Origin of the sequence: Streptomyces sp. NPDC006134, from assembly GCF_040628835.1 — a bacterium.
In the GTDB taxonomy this organism is placed as follows: Bacteria; Actinomycetota; Actinomycetes; order Streptomycetales; family Streptomycetaceae; genus Streptomyces.
Window position 1 is genome coordinate 49036 of the sequence record NZ_JBEXTV010000038.1, and the last position, 21745, is coordinate 70780.

Consider the following 21745-nt stretch of genomic DNA (forward strand, 5'->3'; position numbering starts at 1 on the left):
AGTGATTGTCACCCGTCGAGTTGGGCGACCTGGCGAGCAGGGCGGGACGAAGCAGCCTGGTTGTCACCAGCGAGGCATCCGGCTTGACACAGATGCCTCTTCGGCAGTCTTTCTGTCATCGGTAGCGAAGATCAGAAGGTACTTGGTTCTCTGAGACCATAGGCAACACGGCGTGATGCCGGTTCCTTCAACGGGCGCTTCGTCCCCTGCTCACGACGTTTGCTGCACGCAGGGCTTCGGTCCGTGCGGCGTGTCGGAGGCCGGGCGGGCGCCGGTGCGGGTCGCGCCCATGCCGGCGATCACGACGAAGGCGATGCCGGCTGCGGGTGCCAGGCCGGGCTTCTGGCCGAGGACCAGGAGGCCGGTCAGCGTGGCGATGGCGGGTTCCAGGCTCATCAGGGTGCCGAAGGCGGAGGTGGTCAGGCGGCGCAGGGCGAGGAATTCGAGGGCGAAGGGCAGCACGGGGCTCAGGGTGGCGAGGGCGAGCATGATCCACAGGGCTGGCCAGGTCACCTGGGCCGAGACGGTGGGTGCGGCGATGAGCATGCCGAGAACGCCGGCGACGGGCATGGAGACGGCCAGTCCCTTCAAGCCGGTGACGCTGTCGCCGACGCGCTGGGTCAGGAGGATGTAGGCGGCCCAGCAGGCTGCGGCAGCCAGTGCGTATCCCACGCCGAGCGGATCGAGACTGCCGTGCCAGGGCTCGGTCAGCAGGACGACGCCGATCGCGGCCGCCGCAGTCCATACCTTGCGCCCCCGTCCGGGCCCGTACAGGGACACTGCCAGCGGGCCGAGGAACTCCAGCGCGCTCGCGGTGCCCAGCGGCAGCCGGGAGAGGGCGAGCATGAAGAACAGCATCATCCCCGCCGTCGCCGCACCGAGCACGGTGCAGGCCAGCAGGTCCCGGTGGGTGAAGTCGCGGCGCCGGGGCCGGACGAGGAGGAGCAGGAGCACGCCAGCCCACCCCAGGCGCAGCCCCGCCGCGCCCAGCGCGCCGAGCCGGCCGAACAGGGGCACCGTCAGCGCCGAGCCGAGCTGGACGGCGGACATGGCGGCCAGGGACATGAGGAACCCGGTCCGGGCGCCGCCCGGAAGCGGACTGCGGGAAGGTATCAGCGGACTCATGGGCTCCAGTAGAGGATGCGAGCACCGTTCGTGTCCACGTGCCGATCATGGACGATCCGTTCGATGATCCTGAACAATGGATCCATGGAGACACGGCGCCTGCGGCTACTGGTCGAACTGTCCCGGCTGGGCTCGATGCGGGCGGTCGCCGACGCGGTGGGCACCACCACCTCGACGGTCTCGCAGCAATTGTCCGTCCTCGCGAAGGAAATGGGCGCGGCTCTGATCGAGCCGGACGGACGGCGGGTCAGGCTCACCCCGGCGGGCCGCCGCCTGGCCGAACACGCCGTGACCATCCTCGCCGCAGTGGAGACCGCACGCCTCGACCTCGCCCCCGGGGCAGATCCCAACGGCACCCTGCGGGTGGCCGGATTCGCCACCGCCATCCGCGCCCACCTGCTGCCTCTCGTCACCGAGCTGGCCGCCGGCCATCCGCGGCTGCACGTCCTGGTACGCGAGCACGAACCTGCCGAGGCCCTGCAGTTGCTGGCCGCGGACGAGACCGACCTGGCCCTGACCTACGACTACAACCTCGCCCCGGCCGACCCCGACCCGGCAGTGCACGCCACCGCCCTGTGGACAGCCCGCTGGGGCCTGGGCATCCCCGCCCGGGCCGATGCGCCCGAGACGGCGGACACGCTGGACGTCTTCGCCCGCTTCAGTGAGCACGACTGGATCGTCAACTCCCGCAACACCGCCGACGAGACCGTCATCCGCACCCTGGCCTCGATGGCAGGATTCACACCCCGCATCACGCACCAGGCCGACAGCCTCGACCTGGTCCAAGGCATGATCACCGCCGGGCTCGGCGTGGGACTGCTGCCGATCGGCACCCCGACCTTCCCCGAGGTCCGCCTCATGCCACTCACCGGTCCCGAGGTGGTCCTGCGGGCCCACGCAGTCGCCCGCCACGGCCGCCTCACCTGGCCCCCGCTCGCCCTGGTCACCGAACTGCTCGCCCGGCGCACTGCGACCACAGCCGGCAGCACCCCCGCACCGGTACCACGAAAACCTGCCGGATAGCCTGCCACCCGGGATGTTGCACTCATCCGCCCGCGACATCGGTGCGGCAACCGACAGCAAGGAGATCGGTCATGACGAGCACGGCCCGCGCGAGCGTGCAGCACGAGGACGAGCGGGTGCGGGTCACCCGCTGGGACTTCGAGCCCGGCCAGAGCACCGGCCGCCACGTACACGAACACGACTACGTCGTCGTCCCCGTTACCGACGGCCGAACCGATGTCATCACCCCCGACGGCACGGTCACCTCCTCGCAGCTGCGGGCGGGCGAGTCGTACGCCCGGCCAGCCGGCGGCGAACACGAAGTCGTCAACGCCGGCACCCTGCCGCTGGCCTTCGTCGAGATCGAAATGAAGAAGTAGCCATATCCCGGGCGAACGGATTCCGTCGAGCGCCCCTCGCCCTGTGCGGTTCTGGAAGCGGCTCACCCCGCCGAGCCGTGCTTCTACCTCATCCCGCTCGGCGTCCACGATGACCACCGCGGCAAGGGACTGGGCATGGGCCTGCCGGCCGAGAGCCTCGCCCGCATCGACGCACTCGGCGCCCCGCCTGCCCGGAATCGTCGAACCCCGCGAACACCGCCCGCTACGAGAGGGCGGGCTTCACCCCTCGCAACACGATCACCATCGCCACCGGCCACGGCGTCACCACGATGTGGCGCCCGGCCCGCCGACTCGAACCCGAGGACCGTCATCGATCAGGGCCAGACCACCGGGTTCCTGAACAGTCGCAATTGGCGTTGGCTCACAGCTTCGCCGGTGACAATGATCCTGCATACGTGGCACCTATCGTGCTTCGGCTCAGTGAGGGGACCCGCCGGGGCGGAAGGCTCCCGCCCGGCCCGCCGCCCGCGCCGTCCGGAGTGCCGCGCAGGCGCTTTCCGGCCCGCTCAGGACAGTTCCGCGGAGGGCGCGTCCGGCTCCTTGGACCGGTGCGCCCCCTGGTGCGGGGACGCGGAGCCGCGGGCGCGGCCACCGGCGGCGGGTGCCAGGAAGACGGCCGCGACGACGAAGGCCAGCACCAGCGTCATCGCCGGGCGCAGTCCGTAGTGGTCGCCCAGGAACCCGAGGCCGGGCGGCCCCACCAGGAAGGCGACGTACCCGATGGTGGCCACGAGACTGACGCGGGCGGTCTGGTCGGGGCCCGAGTCGCCCGCCGCCGACAGCGCCACGGGAAATCCCAGGGACGCGCCCAGCCCCCAGAACAGCACGGCGCCCGACGCCACGGCGGCATTGTCGGAGAAGACGACCAGGACCAGGCCCACGGCTGCGGAGACGGCACTCGCGCGCATCACGGCGACGCGGCCGAAACGCTCCAGGAAGAACTCCCCGCCGAAACGTCCCGCGGTCATCGCCGCGGCGAACCCCACGTAGACGAGTGAGCCGGCCGTGGCACCCAGGCCGTGGCCGTCGACCATGAGCAGCGGGAGCCAGTCGTTCGCGGCGCCCTCGGCGAGAGCCATCGCCAGGATGATGGCCCCGATCAGCAGGAGCCCGCGGTCCTTCCACGGCGCGGGCGTCGAGCCCCGCTCCGCACCGGCCTGCGGCGCGCCGCGGAGGCCGACCCCGGAGGGGATGCCGCGCAGGGCATGGGGCAGGGCTCCCGCGGCGACGAGCGCGGCGGCGACGAGGTGCCAGAGGACGGGGAACGCCATGGCGGTGGCGGCCATGCCGAGCAGGCCTCCGATGACCGTGCCCAGGCTGAAGCCGCCGTGCAGCAGGGGCAGGACCGCCTTGCCGGTGACGCGCTCCACGTCGGCCCCGTCCACGTTCAGCGCCACCTCGCCGGCGCCCACGCCGGCGCCGAACGCGCACAGCCCCGCGGCGACCAGGAGCGGCGACGGCACGGTGGCGCCGGCCCCGACGAGCAGCATGCCCGAGGGAATCAGGAGCGAGCCGACCTTGATGACCGGTCTCGTGCCGAAGTACGCCACGAGACGGCCGGCACACAGCAGACCGCTCATGGAACCGACGGACAGGCCGAAGAGGACCAGCCCCATCCGGCCGGTGGACACATCCAGTTGGTCGCGTATGTCCGGGGTCCGCGTGATCCAGGACGACATGGCGACGCCGGGCAGGAAGAAGAACAGGAACAGGGCGCCACGGCGTCGGCGCTCGGTGCGATCTGGCAAGGGGAAGCTCCGCTTGAAGTCCATGAGGAGGGCCCGAGGGTGGCAGACACGGGCCTCGGTCCGAGTATGTACAAACGTACACACTACGATGGTGCCGATGGAAGAAGGAAGAGAGAGGCGGACCACTGACATGTCCGGCAGCACCCGCGGACCCAACGACCCGCGGCGGCGCGAACGCATCCTCGACGCGGCACTCGACGTCATCGCCGAGCACGGCGCCATCAAGGTGACCTACCGCAGGATCGCCGAGGCGGCGGGGGTGCCGCTGGGCTCGCTCACCTACTACTTCGACGACATGCAGGATCTGCTCACCTCGGCCTTCACCCGCCTCGCCGAGTCCGTGTCCTCGCGCTACGGGGCCCTGCTGGAGGCGGCCCGGACGCCCGAGGAGGCACGGGAGGCCGTGGTCGAGATCATCTGCGGCAAGGTCTGGGGCACCGACCGCAACCTGCTGCTGAGCTACGAGCTGTACGCCTTCGCCGCACGCCATCCGGAGGTGCGTGAGGTCATGCGGTCCTGGATGCGGGCCAGCCGGGAGTCGCTGGCCCGGCACTTCGACCCCCTGACGGCCCGCGCCCTGGACGCGCTGGTCGAGGGCTTCTCCATTCACAACTCCGTCGACACCCGGCCCACCGACCGCGCGGGGGTGGCGGCCATCGTCGACGCCATCGCCGATCGTCGCGTTCCCGGCGACGGCGGGGGCATCCCGGCGGGCTGAGCCGACGGCGCACCGCGCCCGGGCTCAGCCCGGCACCCCCTCACCACGCTCGGGCACGCCCCGACACCCCGCACCGCGCGCCCGCCACGGCGGAACAGCGCGCCCACGCACACCCAGCCGTCGAGGCTGCGAGCGAACGAACAGGCAGGAGCTTCTTCCCGTGGTGACACCGCGAACCCTTCGCGCCGACGATGCCGGGCTCCGGCCCGTCCTGCGGCCCCGGTCCCTCTCGACGGCCCGCCTTCTGCGCCACCCCGTGGCCGTCGCCACGGTGACGGCCGCCGTCCTCCACCTCCTGTGGGTCTTCACGCTCGCCAACAGCGGCGGCGACCTCGCCGCGCAGGACGCCTGGGCCGAGTTCGCCGGCCGCCACCCCGACTCCGCCTACAACCTCGCCTGGTACGGCGGCATGCACCCGGTCTCCTACAGCGTCGTGTCACCGTACGTGATGTCGGTCCTCGGTGTCCGGACGACGATGATGCTGGCGGGGACGGTGTCGGCCGCACTCCTCACCGTCGTCCTCGTGCGCAGCGGTGCGGTGCGCCAACCACTGGTGCCCGCCCTCGCGGGCGTGGTCGCGCTGTTGTGCAACTCGGTGTCCGGGCGCGTCACGTTCGGGCTCGGCATGGTGTTCGCGCTCGGCGCGGCGGCCGTGGTCACCGGGCCGCCCGCCCGCCTGCGAGCCCGTCGCCGGGCGAAGGCCGCCGCCACCGCGGCCCTCGCCGGTCTCGCGACCGCCTGCTCGCCCGTGGCCGGCCTGTACGTCGGCCTTGCCGCCGTCGCGCTGTTCCTGCAGAAGCGCCGGCCGGCGGCGTACGCCCTCGGTCTCGCGCCCTTGGCCGTGGTGGCGTTCTCGGCCTGGCTGTTCCCCTTCTCCGGGACCCAGCCGATGCCGTTCGGATCGGCCGTCCCGCCCATCGTCTTCGGGATGCTGGTGGCCTTCCTCGTGCCGAAGGAGTGGAAGACCGTCCGGCTCACCGCGGCCATCGACTCCCTGGCGATCCTCCTGGCCTGGCTCATCAGTTCACAGGTCGGGTCCAACATCACCCGTCTGGCGATGCTGTTCGCGGGCGCGACGCTGCTCGCCGCGCTGCCGTTCACCGTGCCGCGCTCCCGCAAGTGGTACGCGATCGTGGTGGCCTTCGCCGGTTTCACCGTCTGGATCGGCGTCAAGACCGTCGACGACGTCGTCCGCACCGCTCCGGCCGCGGCCTGGGCCCGCGAACTCTCCCCCCTGCTTCACCAGTTGCAAAAGGCCGGAGCCGACCGTGGCCGGGTCGAGGTGGTTCCAGCCAGCTCCCACCGGGAGGCTTCGGCACTCGCCCCGTACGTCAACCTCGCCCGGGGCTGGAACCGACAGGCGGACATGGGACGCAACCCGCTGTTCTACGACGGCACACTCGACGCGAGGACCTATCGCGCATGGCTGGACCGCTGGGCGGTCCACCACGTCGTCCTGCCGGCCGACGAGCCCGACAGCGGTGGCGAGCGGGAACGGGAGCTGGTGCGCGGCGGCCTGCCGTACCTGCGTCCGGTCTGGAGCGACGACCACTGGCAGCTCTTCGCCGTGACCGACCCGGCACCGCTCGCCGAACCGCACGCGAGCGTCGTCCGTACGGCACAGGACGAGGTGACACTGAAGGTGACCGAAGCCGGCACGATACGCGTCCGCATCCCGTACTCGCCGTGGCTGAGCCTTGTCGACAAGGCCGGCGAGAGCCTGCGGGCGCCGTACGAGACGGAGGCTTCGAAGCGGGCGCGGCGGGGCGACGGGGACCGCCCGAAGGAGTACGAGAATGCGCACGGCTGCCTGAAGCCGGCCGAGGAGGACCTCTCGGGCGACCGCTGGACGCAACTCCTCGCTCCCCGGCCGGGCACGTACCGGCTTGCGGCTCCCTACCGGATACCCCGCGGCACCCCCTGCCCCGACGAACTGCGGTGAACCGCGCCCCCCACCGCCGAACCGCTCGGCACACGCAGCGGTGCGCTGCGCGTGCCGGGCGGCCGGCGCCGTGCCTTTGTCGCCTTGACGGGCGAGGCCCGGGCGGGGCGGAACGTCCGTCACGTTCAGCCGGTGGTGCGGAACTCCATTTCCATGATGTTGCAGTGCCCCTCGGGCGGGCCGACGTAGCGGTAGTACCGGTACGCGGTGTCGTTGCCGGTCCGGACCGTGGTGAAGGCGTGGTCGCCGGGCCAGTAGGAGACGGTGTGCAGGTCCGTCCACGGGCCGTTCCGGCTGTTGCCCGCCTGGAACTTGCCGCCGATCATCCGCTTGCCCTGGTAGAGCCGCGGCCAGTAGCGGATGGTGTCCACGGTCACGGCACCGCCCGCGTCGACACCGGTGTGGCAGTTGCTGCCGTCGGCGGCGTCGAAGGCCGTCGTGGTGTCACCGTCGGAGGCCTTGTCGTAGGTGCCGGAGCCGATGCCGGCCGTACCGAAGCGCGTGGTCGGGACGACCTTGGCCGGCGGCGGCGCGTCCACGGTGTCCCCGCCGTTGTGCTTCCACACCCGCACATGGTCCACGTACGTCGTCGTGACCGCGGGCGTGGAGCTGTCCGGACCCTTCGTCCAGCCGGTGGAGGAGGCCCAGACCTCGGCGGACAGCAGCAGGTGCAGGCGCTTGGACGGGATCTTGGAGGCGTCGGTGAAGCGGGTGGTCTCCTTGCCGTCGACGTACCAGACGATCTTCTCCGGGTCCCACAGGACGCCGAGAGTGTGCCAGTCGCCGTCGTTGAGGGGGGTACCGACGTAGTCCTGGGTCCGGGAGTCGTTGCCGCCGCCGGTGGGCCAGTGCACCGACTGGTGGTACAGGTCGGGCCGGTCGGCGATGGCCTCGACGACGTCGATCTCCGGGGGCCAGCTGTGGTCCTCGGCGCCGGTCCAGAAGGCGTTGTAGACGCCGGAACCGGTCGGCATCTTCATCCGCGCCTCCATGTAGCCGTACTGGAAGGCGAAGCGGGAGGAGTCCCGCCCCTCTTCGTCCAGGCGGTCACTGGTCACCATGCCGCTGGTCCAGTCGTACGTCCGGCCGTCCCACGGCGTGGTGTGCTTCTCCCTGACCGTGCGCAACTGGAGCGAGCCGTCACCGACGCTGACGTTGCGGGGCATCACCCAGGAGAGCATCCGCCCGCCCGGGTTGTTGTTGCATCCCTGGTCGTTCGTGCCCCAGTTCCAGCACGTCACCCACTTGTCGCCGTCGAGCGTGGTGCCGTCGAAGTCGTCCTCGAAGGTGAGGGTCCAGTCGTTCGCGGGCGGCGGATCTGCGGCGTGGGCGCGGGGCAGGTGGACTGCGGTCGCCGCGGCCAGGGCCAGGACGAGGACCAGGAGCGTCCTGATGGCCTGTAACCGGTGGGATCTTGGAGCGAAGAGCACGGGGAACCTCCTCATGGGGCGGGGGGAACAGGGATGGGGGCGGCGCTGAGAGCAGGAGAAGGCAGAAGACAGCCTTGCCGCTGTCAGATAGGTTTCCCGAGATTTAACCCGCCCGCCAGTACACGAACAAGGCTGGTGCGGCATGGATTGCGGGCTGCTCGATCCATTGACGTCCGACGGGGCCCATGGTTTCTTGTCACCACATCTGACAGGTGTGCCCCCACCACGAAAGACGCGAGCCCACTCCTCCGCTTTTTCACCGCGCAGGACCTTGCTCCGACAACGATGTCGCCCGTGCACAAGGAGCCCCATCCATGACCACGCGACCGTCCCGACGTACCGTACTGGCCACGGCAGCCCTCGGGGGTGTGACCGCCTTCGGCTCCGTCTCGCCCGCTGCCCTCGCCGCCGCACCGGCCGCCACGCCAGGCTCCCGCCCGAGGCCCGGGCTCCCCGTGGACACCTTCATCGGCACGGACGGCAACGGCAACGTCTTCCCCGGTGCGCAGGTTCCCTTCGGTTTCGCACAGTTGGGTCCCGACATGACCGGCGCACCCACCCACGGGTACAAGACCGGCGCTCCGGTGCTCGGCTTCAGCCAGACCAAGGCCAGCGGTACCGGCGGCGGCATGTGGGGGAATCTGCGGATGCTGCCCTACACCGGTCAGGTCACAGCCGATCCGGCCACCGCTCCCGTCACCGCCGAGGAGACCAAGCCCGGGTACTACACGTGCACGCTCATCGCCTCCGGCATCCGGGCCGAACTCACCGCCGAGCGACTGACCGGGCACGCCCGCTTCGCCTACCCCGCGACCGGCGCGGCACAGCTCCAGCTCGACGTGACCAGCGCCATCGACTTCGGCACCAAGGACTCCTGGCAGCAGCGCCCGCAGCGGGTCGAGGTGCACGTCGTCGGCGACGACCGGATCGAAGGACTGGTGGAGTTCGCCGGCGGCTGGAACAGCGGCCGCTACACCGTGTACTTCAGCCTGCGCGCGGACCTGCCCTTCACCACGACGACCACCTGGGTCGGCACGCGCCTCACCCCCGGCGGCCGGGACGTCGTCGCCGGGGCCGGGGACCGCGTCGGCATCACGATGACGTTCCCCGAGGGCCGCACGGTGTCGGTGCGGACCGGAATGTCGCTGGTCTCGGTCGCCCGGGCGCGCCGCACCGCGGACCGTTCGGCCCGGCACTTCTCCACGGCCCGCAGACGGGCCGCCTCCCTGTGGCGGGACGTTCTGGGCACGATCGCCGCGGACGGCGGCACCGACGAGCAGCGGTTGATCCTGGGCAGCGCACTGCGCAACGTCCATATCGGGCTCAAGGACATCACAGGTGAGGACGCGCTCGGCGGCAGTCAGGCTCCGCACTACACCGACTACTTCGCCCTCTGGGACACCTTCCGCACCGTTCATCCGCTGCTGACCCTGATCCAGCCCGAACGGCAGCGCGACATGGTCAACTCCCATATCCGTACCAGCAAGGAGTTCGGCTGGGGCTTCGACGGACTGCTGGCGCACTCCCCCGGGCTCACCCAGAACGGCACCAACGGCGACGTGATGATCGCCGACGCCTTCGTCAAGGGCCTGGACGGCATCGACTACCGCGACGGTCTCGACCTGATGCTGCGCAATGCCGAGCACGAGTCCCCCCACCCCATGAACTACGGCCGCGAAACGGTGGACTACATCAAGCACGGCGGATGGCTGCCGATGGACTACACCGGATCGCTGCCCCTCGACCACGGCGGCCACGGCCGGACCGTCAGCCGCACCCTGGAGTACAACTACAACGACTTCTGCATCGCCCAGGTCGCCGCGGGGCTCGGCCGCCGGGCCGAGGCGGAGCGGCTGCGCCGGCGGGCGCGCGGCTGGCGCTCCCTGTGGGACGCCAAGACCCTCTCGGTACGGCCGAGGTTCTCCGACGGCCGGTGGGCGGACCCGTACAGCAAGTGGTGGGCCGCCCCCTGGGACAAACAACACACCAACGGGGCCTGGGAGTTCGGCTGGTTCGCAACGCCCTATTACGAGGGCAGCGCCATGAACTACTCGACCTACGTACCGCACGACAACGCCGCTCTGGTGGCCGCCTGCGGCGGTGACGCAGCGTTCACCGCCTGGCTCGACGAGCTGTTCGCCCGCCCGCACTGGGACGGCGGATTCGACCCCGGCAACGAGCCGGCGTTCCTCGCGCCGTGGCTGTACCTGCACGCCGGACGCCCGGACCGCACCGCCGAACGAGTGCGCTCCCTCCTCTCGGACCACTACCGCCCGGCACGCGGCGGCTGGCCCGGCAACGACGACTCGGGCGCGCTGTCCGCGCTGTACGTCTTCTCCTCCCTGGGCCTCTTCCCCAACGCCGGCCAGGACTTCTACTACCTGGGCAGCCCGCTGTTCCCGGAAGCCGAACTCCAGACAGGGCACGGCCGCCGGCTCCGGATCGTCGCCCGAGGCACCAGCGGGTCGCGCAAGTACGTCCGCGGCGTCCGGCTGGACGGACGGCCTCTGGACCGGGCCTGGCTCAGCCATGACGAGCTGGTACGGGCCCGGGTCCTGGAGTTCGACATGACGGACCGTCCCAGCGACTGGGGAACCCGGCTGCGTCCGCCGGCGCGGTGATCCGGGCGACGGCCTCGGCGGTGAGTGCCCGGTCGTGCGGACCGATGTCCAAGGCCCGGTTGTCCCAGGGCCCGGTGAAGGACGGGCCCATCGGCGAGGGCGACCAGTTGACGGGCGACGTCCGGGGGGGGAAGTGCTGCGCGAGGATGTCCAGGCCGCGGTGCGCCCGCACCCGGACGAGTTCGTGCCTGGCCTTCTGCTGTACCCCGGCTGAGGTGGTGCCCTTCTTGAGGAAGCCGGTGTCGTCGATGATCAGCACCCCGCCCGGGCCGAGCCGTTCGGCGATGTGGTCGCGGACATCGTCCCCGACCACGTCGGCGTCCCACCGGGCGCCGTTGAGCAGGTGCTGCAGACCTGCCGGGTCACGGTGGCCCGCCCACTCGGCCGGCTGCCAGCCGTTCTTGCGTCCCACCGGAGCCGGCAGACCGCGGACGTAGTCCCGCATCCGCCGGCGCAGATCCGCCCGGGCGAACCGGCCCGCCACCCGAGCGAACACGTGCCCCAACTCGCTCTTCCACTGGTCGGCTTCAGCCATCGCCTCCACACCCGGACAACGGCAACGGCCAGCTCAGGACACGAAATCTGACTGGAGTACTGAGGAAGACCACCACCCGGCAGGTCATCGAGCGGACGGAGCAGATCGTGGCGGACGCCCACGGGCCGCATCGGGTGCGGCTGCCTGCCCGCTCGTCGCTGTACCGGCTGGTGAAGGCGCTGGCGGATCCGGCCGAGCCGCCGGGCAGTGCGGCGCGCACCGCCACCGCGGCGGGCCGGGCCGGTGGCCCGCCTGCCGCGCTGCGGCCCGCGGAGCGGGTCCATGTCGCCACCGCCCGCCTGGGGACCGGTGCGGTGGGCGAGGACGGGGCCGGGGAGAAGGTGGCGACAACGGCCGCTCTGGATCAGGCGAGCGGCTGCGTGCTGGCCGCCGTACTGCGCCCTGAGCAGGGCGGGCCGGTGAAGCTGTCGGTGCTGCTGGCCGAGATGGCCGTGCCCGGCCCGCTGCGCCCGGGCTGGCCTGCCCTGCTGGAGCAGGCCCACGCGGGCAGGCCGGGGCGGCGGCTGATGTCCTTGCCCGACCGGATCGAGGCCACTGCGGCGCAGCCGGCGGCCGTGCCCGAGACCCTCGTCCTCGACCACGGGACCGTCGGTATCACCTCGACGTTCCTGACCGTGTGCGAGAGCCTCGGCATCAGCCTGGAGCCGGCACCGCCCCGGATGGCGGACGCCCGCCGTGGTGCCCTGCGCGCCCTTCAGGTACTCGCCGGCCTGTTCTCCCGGCACGCGGTGGCGGCCCGGCCGCCCGCCACCGCCGCGGGCGAGAACCAGGCGGTCGAAGCGGACGGGGCGTACTGGAGCATGCCGCAGCTGCAGGACCTGCTGGACGAATGGGTCCTCGCCGTGTGGCACCATCGCCCCCAGGAGCAGCTGCAGCATCCGCTGCTGCCCCGGGCGGGGCTGGCGCCGCAGGAGATGTGGGAACTGCTGCTGGGCGCGGCCGGGAGGATGCCGCTGCCGCTGGCCGGGCAGCACTATGGCGAACTGCTGCCGGGTCGCCGGTGCACGGTGGCCGAATCCGGCATCCGGCTGGGCGGGCGCCGCTGCGACGATGCGTGCCTGGACGAACACCGCGGTCGCGAAGGCCGGTTCGAGGTCCACCATCACCCCCACGACCCGCGGCAGGTCTTCGTCCGGCTGCCCGACGGCCAGCTCCACGCGGTGCCATGGGCGCAGGGCGAGCACGCCTGGCGGCCCTTCGGCGAACTGCTGCGGCGCGCCGCACCGCCGCCGGGCGGCGACCGCGCCGGCCCTGTCCCAGGGTCGGCGCAGGCCCAGGAGGCGGCTGCCCGGGGCGGGACCGGTGGCGGCGCGGTGCCCGGCACCGCCGGCGGCGGCACGGTGGCCGTGGAGCCGGACGGGTTCGGGGTGTATGACGCCGCGGCGGAGGCCGGGCAGTGGTGAGCACCCTTGGCCGCCCGGCCCGCGCCGTGGCCGCCGCCCCACGCCGGCAGGTCAGGCTCGGGGCGTATGTGACGTTCGAGGGCCGGCCCTGGCAGGTGGCCGCCGTGGCCGGGGCCTCGGTACGCCTGGTGGACACCGCCGGGCAGATCGCCTCGGTGCTGGTCTCGCTGCTGTTCGCCGATCCCACCTTCGCGGTGGTGGACTGTCCGGCCCCCGCCGCGGCGCCGTGGGGCCTGCTGGAGGCGGTGCCCGAACGGGAGCGGGAGAGGGCGATGGCCTGGCAGCGGCACATCCGTGAGATCGAGACCGGGCTGCCCGGCGGCCCGGGCAGCGGCGGGACGCCCCGGCCCGCCTACGACCCGCAGCGCACCTAGATGGCCGAGAGGGAGCAGGCCAAGGCCGGCGAGCTCGCGCAGCTGGGCTGGCCGCGGGTCAGCCGGGCCACCGTGCGCCGCATGCGCGCCCGCTACCACACGGGCGGCGTCATGGGCCTGGTCCGGCAGCGCAAGCCGTCGAGCGCGACCGGGCGTGCGGATGAGCGGGTGGTGGCCGCGGTGCTGGAAGCGCTGCGCCGCCAGCGCGGCCGCTCCACGGGCACGCTGAAGGGGCTGCGGGAGGTGACCGGGCAGATCCTGGCCGACGCCCACGGGCCGGGCGCGGTGGCGCTGCCGGCGCCGTCGACGTTCAACCGGCTGGTGCGGGTCCTGGCCGACCCGCTGGAACATCCAGGCCGCCCCGCCCGCACCGCCACCGCCGTGCCGGTGCGCCCGTTCACGCCGGTGGTGGCGCTGCGGCCGGGGGAGCTGGTGCAGGTCGACACCACCCGGCTGGACATCATGGCCATCGGCGAGGACGGCAAGCCGGTGCGCCCGGAGCTCACGATCGCTCTGGACGTGGCGACGCGGTCGGTGGTGGCGGCCGTGCTGCGCGAGGAGAGCACCCAGGTGGTGGACGCGGCCCTGCTGCCGGCGGAGATGGCCGTGCCTCACCCGGTGCGGCCCGGCTGGGGCGAGCAGCTGCGTCTGGCGCGCGCCGCCGTCCCCTACGACCGGCTCCTCGCCCTGGACGCGCGGCTTGAACAGGCGGCGGCCCGGCTGGTGGTGGTGCCGGAGACGATCGTCATCGACCGCGGGCGGGTGTTCGTCTCGGGTGCGTTCCTGGCCGCCTGCGAGACCCTCGGGGTGAGCGTGCAGCCCGCTCCGCCCCGCTCCCCCACCGCCAAGGGCGCCGTGGAACGGGCCTTCGGCAGCATCAACAGCCTGTTCTCGCAGCACGTCGCCGGCTACACCGGCTCCCACATCCTGCGGCGCGGCCAGGCGGTGGAGGGTGAAGCCCGCTTCACCGTGGCGCAGTTGCAGGAACTGCTGCCGGTGCGCTTCCACCCGATCGCCGGCCGCGGCGTGCGCATCAACTACCGCACCTACGACCACACGATGCTCAACGAGCATCGCGGACGGCCCTCGCCCACCGGGCCCGGCGGCAAGTGGGAGGTCCGCCTCAACCCGCACGACGTGAGGCAGATCTACCTCCGCCTGCCCGACGGGCAGTTGCACGAGATCCCGTGGATCCACCGCGACCACGTCCAGGCTCCCATGAGTAAGGCCACCTGGCGCCACCTGCGCACCACCCTGAAGCAGCGCGTCGAACGCGAGGCAAACGAAACCGCCCTCGCCGAGGCCGCCGACCAGGTCCTGCGCCACACCCGGCCCCCGGTCCCGGCAGCACCCACACCGCCCACCGCGACGCCGGGCGCGCCCGCCGGGAAGGCAGCCTCCCAGGCGGCAGGCGGTGTCCGGGCAGCGCCGCACCGCCCCGCGGCCCAGGCCACAGCCGAGGCGGAGGCGAGCCTGGATGCGCTGGATGCCCGAGCTCCCGCCGAAGTCCGCAACGACAGCGCCGACGAGACGGGCGCGCACCCGCTGCCGGGAAGCGGCGCACTGACGCTGTACGACGCCGACCAGGAGGCCGAACTGTGGTGACCCCTGCCCGCCTTTCGCCCCCGAACGACGGGGAGGCGGCCGCAGGCACGGTGACGACGTTCGACGCCTTCGCCCGCTTCGCCCACGCCGCGCCCCTCACGCCACCGCAGCCTGGCCAGGCCCCCCGTACGCTGGAGGAACGCCTGGCCTGCCACTCGCAGTTCGTCACCGTACGCACCCCGGCCATCGAATCCCTGGCACGCCAGGTCCGCACGCTGATGATCCTGGGCCGGCACCAGCAGGCCACCGCACGGCCATCGCTGATCGTCACCGGGCCGGCCACCACGGGCAAGACCACCGCGCTGCTCCAGGTCGGCCGTACCTGCCACCTCGCCCACACCCGCCGCGCCGCCCCGGGCGACACCAGCGTGCCTGTCGCCTATGTGCTGGTACCGCCCGGCGCCACCGCCAAGACCCTGGCCTGCGAGTTCGCCCGCTACCTCGGCATCCCCGTGGCCGCCCGCATGACCACCGCGCAGATCACGACCGCCGTCTGCCACACCTACACCACAGCCGGCGTCAAGCTCGTACTGATCGACGAGATCCGCCGGCTCAACCCCTGCACCACCTCCGGCGCGGAGGCCGCCGACCGGCTCAAGGACCTCACCGAACGGGTGCCCGCCACCTTCGTCTACGCCGGCATCGACGTCACCGCCGGCACGATGTTCACCGGGCTGCGCGGCGCGCAGCTGGCCGGACGCGCCTCACTGATCGACTGCGGGGCGCTGCCCGCCCGAACCGGCCACCGCGAGCCGTTCCGCGAGCTGATCACCGCCCTGGGAGTGGCCCTCGACCTCACCTCGCACCGACCGGGCAGCCTGCCCAGGCTGGCGCCGTACCTGCACGAACGGACCGCCGGACGCATCGGCAGCCTCTCACGGCTGATCCGCCAGGCCGCCATCGAAGCCATCTGCGACGGCACCAAGCGCATCACCAAAACCCTGCTGGACACCATCGCGCTGGACCACCTCGCCGAAGAGCACTACCGGCCCCGCGCCCTCGCCCGCCGCGCCCGCCCCGGCCGGTGACCGCCCCCACCCGGGCCCGCCTCGCACCCGCCGACCACGACCTGCTCTGGCAGCGCCTCACCACCCGCTGAACCAGCCCCCACCCCACACCGCCCCAGCCCTCTCACAGCCGGCCAGCATCGATACCTATGGACGCGCCAACCACACTGAGCAAAAACCACCACCCCGCTCAGCGCACTGCGCAACACCAAACACCCAGCTCAACCCACGTATCCCCCGACACCGGACACTCGGTTCCGTGTAAACCCCACCGACTGACCAGAACTACCACCCAGTACAACTGAACAACAGCAGGCCACCATCAAGATCGATAAGCACACCATCAACTACGCCATACCCTGGACGCCGCGCAGCACGGCTGCGTCGTCGTCGCCTCCGTGCTCGGCTTCTTCGGCGGTCCCAGGGTCCCGCCTGCAGCGCCGGCAAGGGTGGCGTGGTCCGGCCGGCCAAGGCGCTCGCGGTGGCGCGGGCGGCGGAGGGCATCCGGGTCAACGCTGTCGCACCCGGCTGGATCCGTACGGGACCGGCCGGCAACGTGCGGGCGGACGGCGAGGCGGATCGGCACATCCTGACTTGTACGCCCATGTGTCGCTGGGGAGGACCCGGTGGCGTGGCCGGCGCCGTCGCGTTCCTGGCGGGAGCCGGCACGGTATTCGTCGCCGGTACCGTTCTCGCGGTGGACGGGGGTACCTCGCGGTGTGAGCGGGGGCGGGCGCTGCTCAGGCATCCTCGGCCCCGTGGCCGGACGCGGGCGGACAGGCCGCCGCTGTGATCGGTACGTGGGTGCCGCCCCGCCCTTCGCCGTCCAGCAGCCGTCCCATGCGTTTGGCGGTGTGGAGGGTGATGCCGCGTTCCCTGATGCGCAGTTCCGGGTGGCGGCGCAGGATGCGTTCCTCCAGGGCCGCGCAGTCGCCGGGTGACCGCAGCCACACCGACAGCAGCAGGTTGTCGCGGCCCGTGACGGACGCGCACAGCCGGGTCTCGGGCATCCCGGCCAACGCCTTGGCGGCGGCGTCCGTGCCGGGGCCGGGCGCCGCGATCCGGAAGGTCGCGATGACGGGCCAGCCCGCCAGCCGCTGGGTCAGGTCGCACCGGAAGTAGACCTCGCCTCCCGTGATCATCCGCCGCAGCCGCCGGCGTACCGTGGTCTCGCTGAGTCCGCACTCACGTGCCAGTTCCGCGTGGCTGCGACGCGCGTCGGCGCCGAGGGCGACCAGGAGCCTGCGATCGCTCTCGTAGGGGCCGGTGCCCGGTCCCGGGCGGCCGTGGCTGTCGCCGCGCAGATCCGCGCGCTGCCGCTCGTTGAGCGTGTGTACCAGCCATCCGCTGCCCTCCCGGTGGACCGCGGTGCAGATACTCAGCCGTACCGAACGCACCCCGCTCAGGCCGCCCAGCCTCCGGCTGACGAAGTGGTCGAGGGAGCGCAGGTCGCGGGCGGCGACTCCCAGGAACAACTGGTGCTCCCCCGTGGTGCGTTCGAGGCTGAACACCGGTCCCCAGGAGCGCAGGCGCGCGGTCAGGGACTCCAGCGCCGCCGCCTCGCAGGCGATGTCCACGTAACCGACCACCGAAGCGTGCCGCGCGGGATAGGCCGTGATCCAGGCCGCACCGCTGCCGGAGAGGCGACGCCATCGGCGGGCCGCGGTGGTGGCGTCGATGCCGATGACCGCGGCTATCCGGGACCAGGGCGCCCGTGGGTCCAGCTGGAGTGCCTCGACCAGTGCCAGGTCCGTCTCGCTCAGTTCGGTGATGCCGTGCGCGAGGCCGGTGGAGGCGGGCGTGGCGGCCGGCGGGAGGGCGGTGTCGGTGGAGTGCACGCTTTCATCCTGACAGTGCCAGAGGGCGGTGGTGGCGGTTTTCCGGCGATAGACGGGGCCGGGTGCCGGATTCCTGCGATCTGGCGGCGGCGAACGGCGAGCGGTGCAGGGTTTCCGCCAAGCGTCGGCTCGCCAGCGGGAGGACACCCGTGCACCGAACCACTCGTACCACCGCGGTCCTGCTCTTCGTGGCCTGGGCCGTGGACTACATAGACCGGCAGGTCATCAACCTGGCCCTGCCGTCGATCGGTGACACCTTCGGTCTGACCCACGGCCAGCGGGGCATGATCCTCTCCGCGTTCTTCGTCACGTACGCGCTGACGCAGATTCCCGCCGGTCTGATCGCGGGCCGCTTCGGCGGGGTGCGGGTGATGTGCGCGGCGCTCGCCCTGTGGTCGTTGTTCACCGGGCTCACGGCGGTCGCCTGGTCCTTCGCCGCTCTGCTGGTGTTCCGCTGCCTGTTCGGGGTGGCCCAGGGACTGTTCCCGGCGGCCGCCCTGGAAGCGCTCAGCCGCCGCAGCGTTCCCGAGCAGCGGCTCACGGCCAACGGCTGGGTGCAGAGCTCCAACGCGGTCGGCGGTCTGCTGGCCGCCGTGCTGGGCGGGCTGCTGCTGGCGCACTGGGACTGGCGCGTGATGTTCGTCGCCGTCTCCGTGCTGGGACTCGGAGTGGTGGCCGCGATCCGGCGCTGGATGCCCGCCCCGCTTCCGGCGGAACGGACCGGTCCCGTCCTGCGGCGCGGCGGGAAGGGCGCCTGTGCCCTGCTGCGGTCCCCGTCCGTCTGGGGTTTCGCCGTCATGTTCTTCGCGTACGACGCCGTGGTCTGGGGCCTCAACAGCTGGAGCGCCTCCTACCTGATCGAGGAGCGTGGCCTGCGGGTGGGCGACGCCGGGCTCGTGTCCCTGGCGCCGACCCTCTGCGCGGCGGCCGCCGCCGTCGTCGGCGGGCGGCTGTCCGACCGGTTCGAGGGCCGGCCCCGTCGCATCGTCGTGCCGGCCATGTCCGCCGCCGCCGTTCTGCTGGCCGTACTGCCGCTCACCGACTCGCTGGGCGGGTTCGTGGTGGTGGGCACGCTCATCAGCACGGTGATCGGCCTGTGCTACATGCCCTGTTTCTCGGTGCCCCTGCGCAGTCTCCCTCCGGACCTGGCGGGTGCCGCGTCGGGCGTCATCCTCTTCGGCGGGCAGCTCTCCGGGATCGTGGTGCCCACTCTGTTCGGCCACGTGGTGGACGTCTGGTCCTACCGGGCCGCCTTCTGGTCGCTGGCCCTCGGTCCCGTCCTCGCGATCACCGCCGTGCTCTTGCTGCCCCAGACCTCCCACCATTTCCTGGCGCGTCTTCGCGCCGTCGTCGGCGACACCCGTACGAAGGAGGACGACAGCGATGCGTCCACAGCTCCCCACTCCGCCTGACACCGGCCTGGCCACCGGCCTGGCGGCTCACCTCCCGCACTGGGAGGACGTCTACCGCGAGCTGCACGCCCATCCCGAACTCGCCTTCGAGGAACACCGCACCGCGGCCGCCGTCGTGCACGAGCTGTCCCGCCTCGCGGGCTGGGACGTGACGGGACAGGTGGGCGGCACCGGCGTGGTGGCCGTGCTGCGCAACGGCGCCGGGCCGGTGGTGTGGCTCAGGGCGGACATGGACGCCCTGCCCGTGCACGAGGAGACCGGCCTGCCCTACGCCTCCACCGAGGCGGGCGTCATGCACGCCTGCGGTCACGACGTCCACGTGGCCGCCCTGCTGGGCGCCTGCCGGCAGCTGGCCGCGCATCCCGAGACCTGGCAGGGGACCGTGGTGGCCGTCTTCCAGCCCGCGGAGGAGGTGGGCCGCGGGGCGCAGGCGATGCTCGACGACGGTGTCCTGGACCGGTTCCCCCGCCCCGAGGTGGTCCTCGGCCAGCACGTGGGCCCGCTGCCGGCGGGGCTGGTGATCACCCGGCCGGGCACCGTCATGGCCGCGGCGGACAGCGTCCGCGTGACCCTGCACGGCACCGGCGCCCACGCCTCCACGCCCCACCTCGCCGTCGATCCCGTGGTGATGGCGGCTGCCGTGATCATGCGGCTGCAGACGCTCTCCGCGCGGTTCGCGCCGCTGGCTCCCTCGCCTCTCCTCACGGTCGGTGCCGTACACGCCGGCACCGTCCCGAACGTCATCCCGCACACGGCGGAACTGCTCTGCAGCCTCAGGACCTTCGACGAGCAGACCCGCGAGGAGGCACTCGCCGGCCTGGGACGCGTCGTGCGCGCGGAGGCGCAGGCACAGGACGCCCCTGCGCCGCCGGAGATCCGGACGTACGATTCCTTCCCCCTGACGGTCAACGACGCGGACGCCACCGCGCGCGTCCTGAAGGCCCTGGAGTCCGCGGGCACGCTGGGTCACGTCCTGCCCGCCCCCCTCTCGGCCAGCGAGGACTTCGGCCGCTTCGGGACGGCCGCCGGCTGTCCTTCGGTCCTCTACCACTTCGGCGGCGCCGACCCGGCCGGCTTCGACGCCGAAGCCGTCGCCGCCCTGGAACGCGGAACACTCCCCCCGGGCACGGTCATGAACCACTCCCCGCGCTACGCGCCCTGCGCACCCCACGCCGTGGCCGCCGGAATCCGCCATCTCCTCACCGCCGCCGGGGCGTGGCTGAGCGCGCCCGCAACCGGCGGCTCTTGGGAAAGGACCACCCCATGACGCACTGGAAACCCCTCGTCCTCGCCGTCGCTCTCGCCCTGTCCACGGCCACACCCGCCACCGCGGCGCAGACCGGCGGCCCCGGACGCGACGCGCCGTCGGCACCCGCCGTCCCCGACTGCGCCTGGCATCCGCTGGGCTACCGCTCGTCCAATGTGGCGTACCCGGACACCAACTCCCAGTACTGGTTGCTGCACTACACGGTGCAGAAGGGTCTCACCATCGAGCTCGACGGCCGTTATCCCGACGCCCGCTACGCCTCCTTCGCCACCTACGACGCCTTTCGCGACAGCTTCACCGGACCCGACGGCTCCCCCTCCGTCCTGACCGACCACCGGATCACCCCGGACCGGGGCAGTCACAACCCCTACCGGGAGCACAGCCGCCCCGGGGGCAAGTTCACGGTGTCGGTCACCGACCGTGCCGCCGGCCGGCGCAACACCCTGCCGCTCGCACCCGCCGGAACACCGGAAGGCACCGAAGGAACGGTGATCTACCGCGTCTACCTGCCGCACGGCGAGATCCGGCTGCCGAAGGTCACCTTCCTCCGTGACAGCCACCGGGTACACGTCGCGACCTGCGACGACGCCCTGCCCACCAGCCCCCCGGCACCCGCTGCGAAAACCGCGCGGAATGCCACCGGGACCGGCCCCGGGCCCATACCGCCCTCCCCCGCCGCCGGCGAGCCGGCCCGCCCGGCCTTCGCCCGCCTGGGCGGCTCCGGGCTGTACCCGAATCCCGACAACGCGTACGTCGCCACCGGCTTCGACGCCCCGCCTTTGGGACAGGTCCTCGTCGTACGCGGCAAGGCGCCCGCGGGAACCACCGGCAACCGGGCGCGGCCCTGGCCCGACCCGAAGGCCCAGGTGCGGTACTGGTCGATGTGCGACAACCTGTGGTGGGGCCCCGGCGAGGTCGTCGCCAATCCCATGCCCGACGGCACAGTGGACACGGGCTGCCGCACGGACTCCGACACCCGTCTCACCGCCGACGGCACGTACACGTACGCCGTCGGCAGAGAGGAACAGCGGGCAGCCGTCGAAAGCGTTCCGGGCGTCACCTTCCTGCCGTTGTCCGCAGCGACACCGACCGACAAGCACCTGCTGATCCTCCGCAACATGCTGGCCGATCCAGACTTCACGGAAGCGATCCAGCACGTCCCCGCCGGCAGCGGCCCGGCCCACACCGCCGAGGTGATGGGTGACCACTACCCGAGGACGGCCTACTGCGACCTCGCCTCACTGACCGCATCCGGTCCGGAGGCCTGCCCGGTCGCCTGACGACAAGTGCCTCGGC

Annotated in this window: 18 protein-coding genes; 13 read left to right on the top strand and 5 right to left on the bottom strand. The window is 72.3% G+C overall.

Annotated elements, in window-relative coordinates:
• Positions 1–210: 210 nt before the first annotated feature.
• The gene (locus ABZ340_RS23790) at positions 211–1125 is read right to left on the bottom strand and encodes an EamA family transporter (RefSeq protein ID WP_358783827.1); all 915 of its coding nucleotides are present in this window, start codon (positions 1123–1125) and stop codon (positions 211–213) included.
• 84 nt (positions 1126–1209) lie between these two features.
• Here ABZ340_RS23790 and ABZ340_RS23795 point away from each other — a divergent pair, with 84 nt between their 5' ends.
• On the top strand, positions 1210–2148 hold the full coding sequence (locus ABZ340_RS23795; protein WP_358783828.1) for a LysR family transcriptional regulator: 939 nt from the start codon (positions 1210–1212) through the stop codon (positions 2146–2148).
• Positions 2149–2219: 71 nt separating this feature from the next.
• Positions 2220–2507, top strand: coding sequence for a cupin domain-containing protein (locus ABZ340_RS23800; protein ID WP_358783829.1), 288 nt, complete (start codon positions 2220–2222; stop codon positions 2505–2507).
• A 527-nt stretch (positions 2508–3034) separates the two neighbouring features.
• Here ABZ340_RS23800 and ABZ340_RS23805 read toward each other — a convergent pair.
• Positions 3035–4276: an MFS transporter gene (locus ABZ340_RS23805; protein WP_358783830.1), complete on the bottom strand. Its 1242-nt coding sequence runs from the start codon at positions 4274–4276 to the stop codon at positions 3035–3037.
• A 130-nt stretch (positions 4277–4406) separates the two neighbouring features.
• Here ABZ340_RS23805 and ABZ340_RS23810 point away from each other — a divergent pair, with 130 nt between their 5' ends.
• Entirely contained in the window at positions 4407–4994 is a 588-nt protein-coding gene (locus ABZ340_RS23810) for a TetR family transcriptional regulator (RefSeq protein ID WP_358783831.1), read from the top strand.
• Between the two features lie 244 nt (positions 4995–5238).
• Positions 5239–6936, top strand: a complete 1698-nt coding sequence (locus ABZ340_RS23815) for an MFS transporter (RefSeq protein ID WP_358783855.1) — start codon at positions 5239–5241, stop codon at positions 6934–6936.
• Between the two features lie 125 nt (positions 6937–7061).
• Here ABZ340_RS23815 and ABZ340_RS23820 read toward each other — a convergent pair whose 3' ends face one another.
• Positions 7062–8366 (bottom strand): glycoside hydrolase family 16 protein, encoded by a 1305-nt coding sequence (locus tag ABZ340_RS23820; protein WP_358783832.1) that lies wholly within the window; start codon positions 8364–8366, stop codon positions 7062–7064.
• A 314-nt stretch (positions 8367–8680) separates the two neighbouring features.
• On the opposite strand from ABZ340_RS23820, the gene ABZ340_RS23825 reads away from it, so the two are divergent.
• Positions 8681–10987 (top strand): GH92 family glycosyl hydrolase, encoded by a 2307-nt coding sequence (locus ABZ340_RS23825; protein WP_358783833.1) that lies wholly within the window; start codon positions 8681–8683, stop codon positions 10985–10987.
• On the opposite strand, the gene ABZ340_RS23830 is transcribed toward ABZ340_RS23825, so the two are convergent.
• Entirely contained in the window at positions 10890–11522 is a 633-nt protein-coding gene (locus ABZ340_RS23830; RefSeq protein ID WP_358783834.1) for a transposase, read from the bottom strand. The genes ABZ340_RS23825 and ABZ340_RS23830 overlap by 98 nt on opposite strands.
• 107 nt (positions 11523–11629) lie before the next feature.
• On the opposite strand from ABZ340_RS23830, the gene ABZ340_RS23835 reads away from it, so the two are divergent.
• From ABZ340_RS23835 to ABZ340_RS23855, 5 genes are all read left to right on the top strand, one after another.
• Complete coding sequence (locus ABZ340_RS23835) at positions 11630–12946, top strand: Mu transposase C-terminal domain-containing protein (protein ID WP_358783835.1); 1317 nt, start codon at positions 11630–11632, stop codon at positions 12944–12946.
• Positions 12940–13320, top strand: a complete 381-nt coding sequence (locus ABZ340_RS23840) for a hypothetical protein (protein ID WP_358783836.1) — start codon at positions 12940–12942, stop codon at positions 13318–13320. Before ABZ340_RS23835 ends, ABZ340_RS23840 begins: the two co-directional genes overlap by 7 nt.
• Positions 13321–14925, top strand: a complete 1605-nt coding sequence (locus ABZ340_RS23845) for a transposase (RefSeq protein ID WP_358783837.1) — start codon at positions 13321–13323, stop codon at positions 14923–14925.
• Complete coding sequence (locus ABZ340_RS23850) at positions 14919–15953, top strand: TniB family NTP-binding protein (protein WP_358783838.1); 1035 nt, start codon at positions 14919–14921, stop codon at positions 15951–15953. Before ABZ340_RS23845 ends, ABZ340_RS23850 begins: the two co-directional genes overlap by 7 nt.
• A 358-nt stretch (positions 15954–16311) precedes the next feature.
• Complete coding sequence (locus tag ABZ340_RS23855; protein WP_358783856.1) at positions 16312–16725, top strand: SDR family oxidoreductase; 414 nt, start codon at positions 16312–16314, stop codon at positions 16723–16725.
• On the opposite strand, the gene ABZ340_RS23860 is transcribed toward ABZ340_RS23855, so the two are convergent.
• Positions 16673–17770 carry an Lrp/AsnC family transcriptional regulator gene (locus tag ABZ340_RS23860; protein WP_358783839.1) on the bottom strand — a complete coding sequence of 366 codons (1098 nt, stop codon included), beginning with the start codon at positions 17768–17770 and terminating at the stop codon, positions 16673–16675. The two genes, ABZ340_RS23855 and ABZ340_RS23860, sit on opposite strands and share 53 nt — an antisense overlap.
• Positions 17771–17919: 149 nt before the next feature.
• On the opposite strand from ABZ340_RS23860, the gene ABZ340_RS23865 reads away from it, so the two are divergent.
• Genes ABZ340_RS23865 through ABZ340_RS23875 form a run of 3 tightly spaced genes read left to right on the top strand, consistent with a single transcriptional unit; the run spans position 17920 to position 21729 of the window.
• Positions 17920–19182, top strand: a complete 1263-nt coding sequence (locus tag ABZ340_RS23865; RefSeq protein WP_358783840.1) for an MFS transporter — start codon at positions 17920–17922, stop codon at positions 19180–19182.
• On the top strand, positions 19154–20449 hold the full coding sequence (locus ABZ340_RS23870; RefSeq protein WP_358783841.1) for an amidohydrolase: 1296 nt from the start codon (positions 19154–19156) through the stop codon (positions 20447–20449). Before ABZ340_RS23865 ends, ABZ340_RS23870 begins: the two co-directional genes overlap by 29 nt.
• Positions 20446–21729, top strand: coding sequence for a hypothetical protein (locus ABZ340_RS23875; RefSeq protein WP_358783842.1), 1284 nt, complete (start codon positions 20446–20448; stop codon positions 21727–21729). Before ABZ340_RS23870 ends, ABZ340_RS23875 begins: the two co-directional genes overlap by 4 nt.
• Positions 21730–21745: the final 16 nt, after the last annotated feature.